Below are 7,988 nucleotides of genomic sequence, written 5' to 3'. Positions count from 1 at the left end.
CCAGATCGCCCGCGAGTTCGAGCGCTACCTGCGCCGCCGCGGCGGCGCAGGTAGCGCTCGAACTCGCGGGCGATCTGGTCGCCGTTGGCCTGGGAGAGGTCGACCTCGGTGGCCCGCTCCTCCAGCGAGCGCACGTACTCGACGACCTCGGCGTCCTCGCTGGCCATCTCGTCGACCGTCTTCACCCAGTCGTCGGCCTGCTGGGGCAGCGCGCCGAGCGGCACGGTGATCTCCAGGACCTCCTCGACCCGCTGCAGCAGCGCGACGGTGGCGCGCGGCGACGGCGGCTGGGAGACGTAGTGCGGCACGGCGGCCCAGAAGCTGATCGCCGGGAGCCCCGACTGCACGCAGGCGTCCTGGAATACCCCGAGGATGCCGGTGGGGCCCTCGTAGCGGGAGGTCTCCAGCCCGTAGGCCCGGGCCGACTCGCCGTCGTAGGCCGACCCGGTGACCGGCGTGGGACGGGTGTGCGGGGTGTCGGCCAGCAGGGCACCGAGCGCGACGACGATCGAGGCGTCGAGCTCGTCGAGGATCTCCAGCAGCTCCTCGCAGAAGCTGCGCCAGCGCATGTTGGGCTCGATGCCGCGGATGAGCACGACGTCCCGGTCCAGCCCCTCGGGCCGCGCCACCGAGATGCGGGTGGTCGGCCACTCGACGCGCCGGCTCACCCCGCCGACCAGGGAGACCGTGGGCCGGTTGACCTGGAAGTCGTAGTAGTCCTCGGGGTCCAGGGCGGCCAGGGGCTTGGCGTCCCAGATCAGCTCCAGGTGCTCGACGGCCCCGGTGGCGGCGTCCCCGGCGTCGTTCCAGCCCTCGAACGCCACCACGACCACCGGGTCGGTGAGCTGCGGCAGGTCTTCTGCGTCGGGCTTCGGATCGATCACCTCTGCCAGCCTACGTCGATCCCGCCGTCCCGCCCGGCGCACGCCCGCGGTTCACCCACCGGCGGGGTCCCCGTCCGCGACGCCCGCTGCACCTCGGGTGCCCCGGGTGCGAGAATGGGCGCCGACATCGGGAACGCCCAGGCCTGGGCCAGCCCGCCGGGGTGACGGAGCGCGAGGCCCGCACGCCCATCCAGCAGAACCTCTGGGGATCACCGTGTCCGAGTCACCCGACCTCCGCCCCGATGCGACAGCGGCGCTCACCGCCCTGCTGCAGGAGCGGATCCTGGTGCTCGACGGCGCCATGGGAACGGCGATCCAGCGGGACCGCCCCGACGAGGCCGGTTACCGCGGGGAGCGCTTCGCCGACTGGCCCACCGACGTGCAGGGCAACAACGACCTGCTGAGCATCACCCGGCCCGAGCTGATCGCGGGCATCCACCGCGAGTACCTCGAGGCCGGAGCGGACCTCGTCGAGACCAACACCTTCAACGCGACCACGATCTCGCTCGCCGACTACGGCATGCAGGACCTCGCCTACGAGCTCAACGTGGCCTCGGCCCGGCTGGCCCGCCGCGAGGCCGACGCGATGACCGCCCGGACGCCGGGGAAGCCCCGATACGTGGCCGGGGCCATCGGCCCGACCAGCCGCACGGCGTCGATCTCGCCCGACGTCAACGACCCGGGCGCCCGCAACGTCACCTTCGACGAGCTGGTCGCGGCCTACCTCGAGCAGGCGAAGGGTCTGGTCGACGGCGGCGCCGACGCCCTGCTGGTCGAGACCATCTTCGACACGCTCAACGCCAAGGCGGCGATCTTCGCGCTGGAGGAGCTGTTCGAGCAGGCGGGCCGGCGCTGGCCGGTCATGATCTCCGGCACGATCACCGACGCCTCGGGGCGGACCCTGTCGGGGCAGGTCACCGAGGCCTTCTGGCACTCCGTCCGGCACGTGCGGCCGCTGCTGGTGGGGCTGAACTGCGCGCTCGGCGCCGCGGAGATGCGCCCCTACGTCGCCGAGCTCTCCCGGGTCGCCGACACCTTCGTCTCCTGCTACCCGAACGCGGGGCTGCCCAACGCCTTCGGCGAGTACGACGAGTCGCCCGAGCAGACCGCGGCGATCGTCGCCGAGTTCGCCGAGGCCGGGTTCGTGAACCTCGTGGGGGGCTGCTGCGGCACCACCCCGCAGCACATCGCGGCGATCGCCCGGTCGGTGGAGGGCACGGCCCCGCGGACGCCGGCCGGGTCGCGCCCCGCGCTGCGGCTGTCCGGGCTCGAGCCGCTGGTGGTCACCGAGGAGTCGCTGTTCGTCAACGTCGGCGAGCGGACCAACATCACCGGGTCGGCGCGCTTCCGGAACCTCATCAAGGCCGGCGACTACCCGGCGGCCCTCGCCGTCGCCCGCCAGCAGGTGGAGGCCGGCGCCCAGGTCATCGACGTCAACATGGACGAGGGGATGATCGACGGCGTCGAGGCGATGGACCGCTTCACCAAGCTGATCGCCGCCGAGCCGGACATCTGCCGCGTGCCGACGATGATCGACTCGTCGAAGTGGGAGGTCATCGAGGCCGGGCTGAAGAACGTCCAGGGCAAGGCGATCGTCAACTCGATCTCGCTGAAGAACGGCGAGGAGGAGTTCGTCCAGCAGGCGGCGCTCTGCCGCAGGTACGGCGCAGCCGCCGTCGTCATGGCCTTCGACGAGCAGGGCCAGGCCGACACCCTCGAGCGGCGGATCGAGATCTGCCGGCGGGCCTACGACGTGCTCACCGAGCGGGTCGGCTTCCCCGCCGAGGACATCATCTTCGACCCGAACGTCTTCGCCGTCGCCACGGGGATCGAGGAGCACGCGCGCTACGGCCTGGACTTCATCGAGGCGACCCGCTGGATCAAGCAGCACCTGCCCGGCGCGCTGGTCTCCGGCGGGGTCTCCAACGTCTCGTTCTCCTTCCGCGGCAACAACCGGGTGCGCGAGGCGATCCACGCCGTCTTCCTGTTCCACGCGATCGCCGCCGGCATGGACATGGGCATCGTCAACGCCGGTGCGCTCGAGGTGTACGACGAGGTGCCCGCCCAGCTGCGGGAGCGGATCGAGGACGTCGTCCTCGCCCGCCGGCCCGACGCCACCGAGCGGCTGCTGGAGATCGCCGGCGACTACGCCGGCGACGGCGCGGCCAGGGAGATCGCCACCGAGGAGTGGCGCGCCCTCCCGGTGGGGGAGCGGATCACCCACGCCCTGGTCAAGGGCATCGACGCGCACGTCGAGGACGACACCGAGGAGCTCCGCCGGGAGATCTCCGCGCGCGGCGGGCGGCCCATCGAGGTCATCGAGGGCCCGTTGATGGACGGGATGAACGTCGTCGGCGACCTCTTCGGCGCCGGGAAGATGTTCCTGCCGCAGGTGGTGAAGTCCGCCCGGGTCATGAAGAAGGCCGTCGCCTACCTCATCCCGTTCATCGAGGCGGAGAAGCAGCCCGGCGATGCCCAGCGCAGCAACGGCAAGGTCGTCATGGCCACCGTGAAGGGCGACGTCCACGACATCGGCAAGAACATCGTCGGCGTCGTCCTGCAGTGCAACAACTACGACGTCGTCGACCTCGGGGTCATGGTGCCGGGGCAGCGGATCCTGGACGCCGCCAAGGAGGAGGGCGCCGACATCATCGGGCTCTCCGGGCTGATCACCCCCTCGCTGGACGAGATGGTGGGCCTGGCCTCGGAGATGGAGCGGCAGGGCTTCGAGATCCCGCTGCTCATCGGCGGCGCCACCACCTCGCGGGCGCACACCGCCGTGAAGGTGGCGCCGAAGTACCACGGCCCGGTGATCTGGGTGAAGGACGCCTCGCGGTCGGTGCCCGTCGTCGCCGCGCTGCTCTCGGACGAGCAGCGGCCGGCGCTGCTCGCCGAGACCGCGGCCGACTACGCGGCGCTGCGGGAGCGGCACGCCGCCCGCCAGGACAGCCGCAGCCTGCTGCCGCTGGCCCAGGCGCGCGCCGCCGCGACGCCGGTGGACTGGAGCGGTTACACCCCGCCGCGGCCGCGGATGCTGCTGCAGCAGGCCAGGGACGTCTGCGAGGGTCCGGCCTGCGCGCTGGGGGAGGTCACCCAGTTCGTGCGGCACTTCCACGACTACCCGCTGGCCGAGCTGCGGGAGTACATCGACTGGCAGCCGTTCTTCAACGCGTGGGAGATGCGCGGCCGGTTCCCCGACATCCTGCACAACCCGGCGACCGGGGAGGCCGCCCGCCGGCTGCACCAGGACGCCCAGGCGATGCTCGACCGGATCGTCGACGAGCGGTGGCTGCGGGCCAGCGGCGTCTTCGGGCTGTTCCCGGCCAACCGGGTCGGCGGCGAGGACATCGAGGTCTACGCCGACGAGTCCCGCACCGCCGTCCGGGCGACGCTGCACCAGCTGCGCCAGCAGACCGAGGGCCGCGACGGCTCGCCGCGCAAGTCCCTCGCCGACTTCGTGGCGCCGAAGGAGACCGGCCTGCGCGACTACGTCGGGGCCTTCGCGGTGACCGCCGGGCTGGGCTCGGCCGAGCGGGTGGCGGCGTTCAAGAAGGACAACGACGACTACAGCGCGATCATGCTCGAGGCGCTGGCCGACCGGCTGGCCGAGGCCTTCGCCGAGCGGCTGCACGAGCGGGTCCGCCGGGAGTTCTGGGGCTACGCCACCGACGAGTCGCTGGACAACGAGGCGCTGATCGCGGAGAGGTACCGCGGCATCCGCCCGGCGCCGGGCTACCCGGCGTGCCCGGAGCACACCGAGAAGCTGACCATCTGGGACCTGCTCGACGTCGAGGCCGCCACCGGCATCCAGCTCACCGAGAGCCTGGCCATGTGGCCCGGCGCCGCGGTGAGCGGCCTCTACCTCGCCCACCCGCAGGCCCGGTACTTCGTGCTCGGCCGGGTCGGCCGCGACCAGGTCGAGGACTACGCCGCCCGCAAGGGGTGGACCGTCGCCGAGGCCGAGCGGTGGCTCTCGCCCAACCTGGGCTACCGCACCGAGGACGACTGAAGGACCCGGGTCCCCTCGCCCTTCGCAGGCTCAGGGCGGGCCTCTGGACCCGGGCCGTCCTATCGCCTCACCGGACGAGGAGGACGTCGGCGAACGCGGGGGAGTGGCGGCTGGAGAAGGGGTGGGCGCCGGGTTCGGCGGGGGCCGGGAAGGTGGTCAGCGTCCCGGCGGGGACGACGACGTCGAAGGACCCGTCGGCCGCGGTGAGCGTGACCTCCGAGGCGGACGAGTTGAGGACGCTCACCCGGGCCCCCGGCGCGACCGGGCCGGCGACGTGGAAGCGCGCGTCGTCGACGAGCACCCCCACCGACAGCTCGCCGTGGTCGTGCCCGGCCATCGGGTCGGCACCCGCCGCCGGGGCGGCGGTGGACGCGGCCGCGTGCCCGGCGCCCGCCGGCGGCGGTGAGGCCGCCAGCGCGACGGCCAGCGCCACCGTCGCCAGCATCAGCACGACCTCGCCGGCCGCGAACCGGCGGAACTCCCGGCCGTCACCGGCGTGCAGCCGGGGGAGGGTGTGCCGGCGGTGCAGCGCGCCGAGGACGCCGAGAACGGTCAGCCCGGCGGCCTTGGCCAGCAGCAGGGCGCCGTAGCCGGTGCCCAGTGCCGCCAGCGTGCCGGCGCTCCCGCCGAGCAGCAGCCCCGCGGCGAGCGCCCCCGAGGCGGTCACGGCGAGGAAGCAGACCAGCGCCAGGCGGCTGAACCGGGGCGCCGCCACCCGCGCCGCCGCTCCGTGGGGGGCGTGGACGAGGAGGGCCAGCAGCCCGCCCACCCACGCGGTCGCCGCGACGACGTGGACACCGAGGGTCGTGACCGCCAGGAGGTGGTCCTCCGCCGCGGCGGAGTGACCGGAGAGCGCGACCGGGACGACCAGCGCGGCACCCGCCACGAGCAGCAGCGAGACCGCGGCCGGGACGCCGGCGCACCGGCGCGCGGCCACCCCGACCAGCCCGGCGAGCGCCACCACCAGCAGCGCGGCGCGTCCCGCGCCGGTGTCCTCGAGGAAGACGCGCAGCGGGGCCCAGGTGAGTGCGGCGGGGGCGACCCCGAGCAGCCGGCTCACGGTGAGCAGCGCCCCCAGGGCCGCCGCCGCGGCCCAGACCAGCGCCCAGGACGACGCCGCGCGCAGCGCCCGGAGGGACTCCGCCGGCAGCCCGTCCCGGCCGGGGAGCAGGACGGCGGCGAGCAGCAACGAGCCGACGGTGCCCACCGCGGCCACCCGCCCGACGAGGGTGACCAGCGGCTGCCCCCACTCGACCAGCGCGCCGGCGCCCGCCGACGGGTCCGCGTCCGGTGCCCCGCCGCCGGCCACCAGGGCCCCGGCCAGCAGCGCGACGAGGCCCGCGGCGAGGAGCGCGAACCCGACCCGCGGGGACCGGCTGCGGGTACCCGGCGTGCGCACCGGCACGACGGGCACGGTGCCCGTCACCGGCGCCCGCGCTGCCGGCCCACGAGGAGGACGCCGAGCCCCACCAGGACGACCGCGCCGACGGCGACCCAGATCCCGGCGACCGGGGCGCCCGAGGACGCCGGCCCCACGTCCTGGACCGCAGCCGCGGGCGAGGGCGCGACGGGCTCGGGTGCGGGCACGGCGGGGGCCGGCGGCTCGGCGGCGGGCGTGCTCGGGGCGGCGACGGCGAAGTCGAAGGAGCCCGTCAGCGCGTGCCCGTCGGAGGAGGTGCTGCGCCACCGGACGTGGTAACCACCGGCCGGCAGCTCGGCGGCGAGCGCCTGGACGACCGTCGTGCCCCGGATCTCCGGGTCCCCCGCGGAGACGACGGCACCGGCGGCGTCCGTCACCTCCACGAGGGTGCCGAGGGGGAGCGGTGCCCCCGTGAACGCCACCTCGACCGTGGCCGGGGGCGCGGGGACGGTGGTCCCGGCCGCCGGGGTGGTGCCCACCAGGCCGTCGTGCGCCAGCGCGGCCGGTGCCGCACCGAGGAGGAGGACGCCGGCCAGCACGGTGAGCAGGAGCGCCGTCCGCCTCGGCCGGCGGACCTGTCGCGAAGCGGTCATGCCCGTCCTTCGTTCCCAGCCGGGTTTCCGGATCCCCGGGCGCGACCAGCCTCCGGCACCGTCCCGTCTCGGTCGACCACCACCCGCGGGGGCACGGCCTCCCCAAAAGCGGGGTGAACCGATCCGCGGCCGGCCTCCGAATGCAGGTCGTGCAGCGAGCCGCCGGGAGACCGGCGCTGCTGCCCAGGTCCCCGGAACGGGACCACGGCCGGTGCAGAGCGCACCGGCCGGCACGAGGGTGGACGGTCGCCGGCCGCCGCCTCTCTCCGACCACGAGGAGCACACCTTGCGCAAGGCACTCGCACTCCCGACCGTCGCCCTGGCCGCCGCGGCCTTCCCCTTGCTGGCCGTCTCCACCGCCTCGGCGCACGAGGGCACGCACAGCTACCAGGCCGACCTCGCCGCGCTGAACGCGTCCGGTGTCACGGGCACCGGCATGGTGACGCTGGACGGCAGCACCGCGACCGTCATGATCGAGGCCACGGGGCTGCTCGCCGGTTCGCCGCACGCCCAGCACGTCCACATCGGCGCCCAGGGCGCGTGCCCGACCGACGCCGACGACGAGAACGGGGACGGCTTCGTCAGCGTCACCGAGGGCGCCCCCTACTACGGGGCGATCGGGTCGTCGCTGACCACGACCGGTGACACCGGTCCGGACAGCGGTCTGGCCATCGACAGGTTCCCGACCGCCGAGGGTGGCTCGATCAGCTACGAGCGGACGTTCGAGGTCACCGACGACGTCCACCAGGCGTTCGAGGACGGCACCGCCGTCCTCGTGCTCCACGGCGTGGACGCCGACGGTTCGGGCGCCTACGACGGCGACGTCATGAGCGATCTGGACCCGGCGCTGCCCATGGAGGCCACCGCCCCGGCCGCGTGCGGTGCGTTCGAGGCCGCCCAGACGGGTGCCGCTCCGGCGGGCGGTGCCGAGACCGGCGCCGGCGGCACGGCCGGCACCGAGAACCAGGCGGCCATCGGCGTGGGGGCCCTGGCCGCGGCCGGTGCCGTCGCCGCGGGCACCGTCGCCTACCGCCGTCGTCAGGCCGGCCAGGCCTGACCCGGCTGCGGGCCGCGCGGGGGCA

At 74.6% G+C, this 7,988-nt stretch carries 5 protein-coding genes; 2 read left to right on the top strand and 3 right to left on the bottom strand.

Features of this window, described 5'->3' with window-relative positions; genetic code table 11:
- Positions 1-884, bottom strand: an 884-nt coding sequence (locus tag E9549_RS16050) for a PAC2 family protein (RefSeq protein ID WP_236827575.1), incomplete at its 3' end; no start/stop codon positions are given.
- A 214-nt stretch (positions 885-1,098) separates the two neighbouring features.
- Here E9549_RS16050 and metH point away from each other — a divergent pair.
- Entirely contained in the window at positions 1,099-4,893 is a 3,795-nt protein-coding gene (gene metH / locus E9549_RS16045; protein WP_236827573.1) for a methionine synthase, read from the top strand.
- Between the two features lie 67 nt (positions 4,894-4,960).
- Here the strand turns inward: metH and E9549_RS16040 are convergent, their stop codons facing one another.
- Both E9549_RS16040 and E9549_RS16035 read right to left on the bottom strand, forming a co-directional pair.
- Entirely contained in the window at positions 4,961-6,298 is a 1,338-nt protein-coding gene (locus tag E9549_RS16040) for a copper resistance D family protein (protein WP_236827571.1), read from the bottom strand.
- 17 nt (positions 6,299-6,315) lie between these two features.
- On the bottom strand, positions 6,316-6,906 hold the full coding sequence (locus tag E9549_RS16035; RefSeq protein WP_236827569.1) for a copper resistance CopC family protein: 591 nt from the start codon (positions 6,904-6,906) through the stop codon (positions 6,316-6,318).
- Between the two features lie 286 nt (positions 6,907-7,192).
- Between E9549_RS16035 and E9549_RS16030 the strand changes: the two genes are divergently transcribed.
- Positions 7,193-7,963, top strand: coding sequence for a hypothetical protein (locus E9549_RS16030; protein ID WP_236827567.1), 771 nt, complete (start codon positions 7,193-7,195; stop codon positions 7,961-7,963).
- The last annotated feature ends 25 nt before the right edge of the window (positions 7,964-7,988 follow it).

Source organism: Blastococcus sp. MG754426, assembly GCF_021699055.1.
Taxonomy (GTDB): Bacteria; Actinomycetota; Actinomycetes; order Mycobacteriales; family Geodermatophilaceae; genus Blastococcus.
The sequence above is the reverse complement of the archived record's forward strand: the minus strand, read 5'-3'. Positions and strand labels throughout refer to the sequence as shown.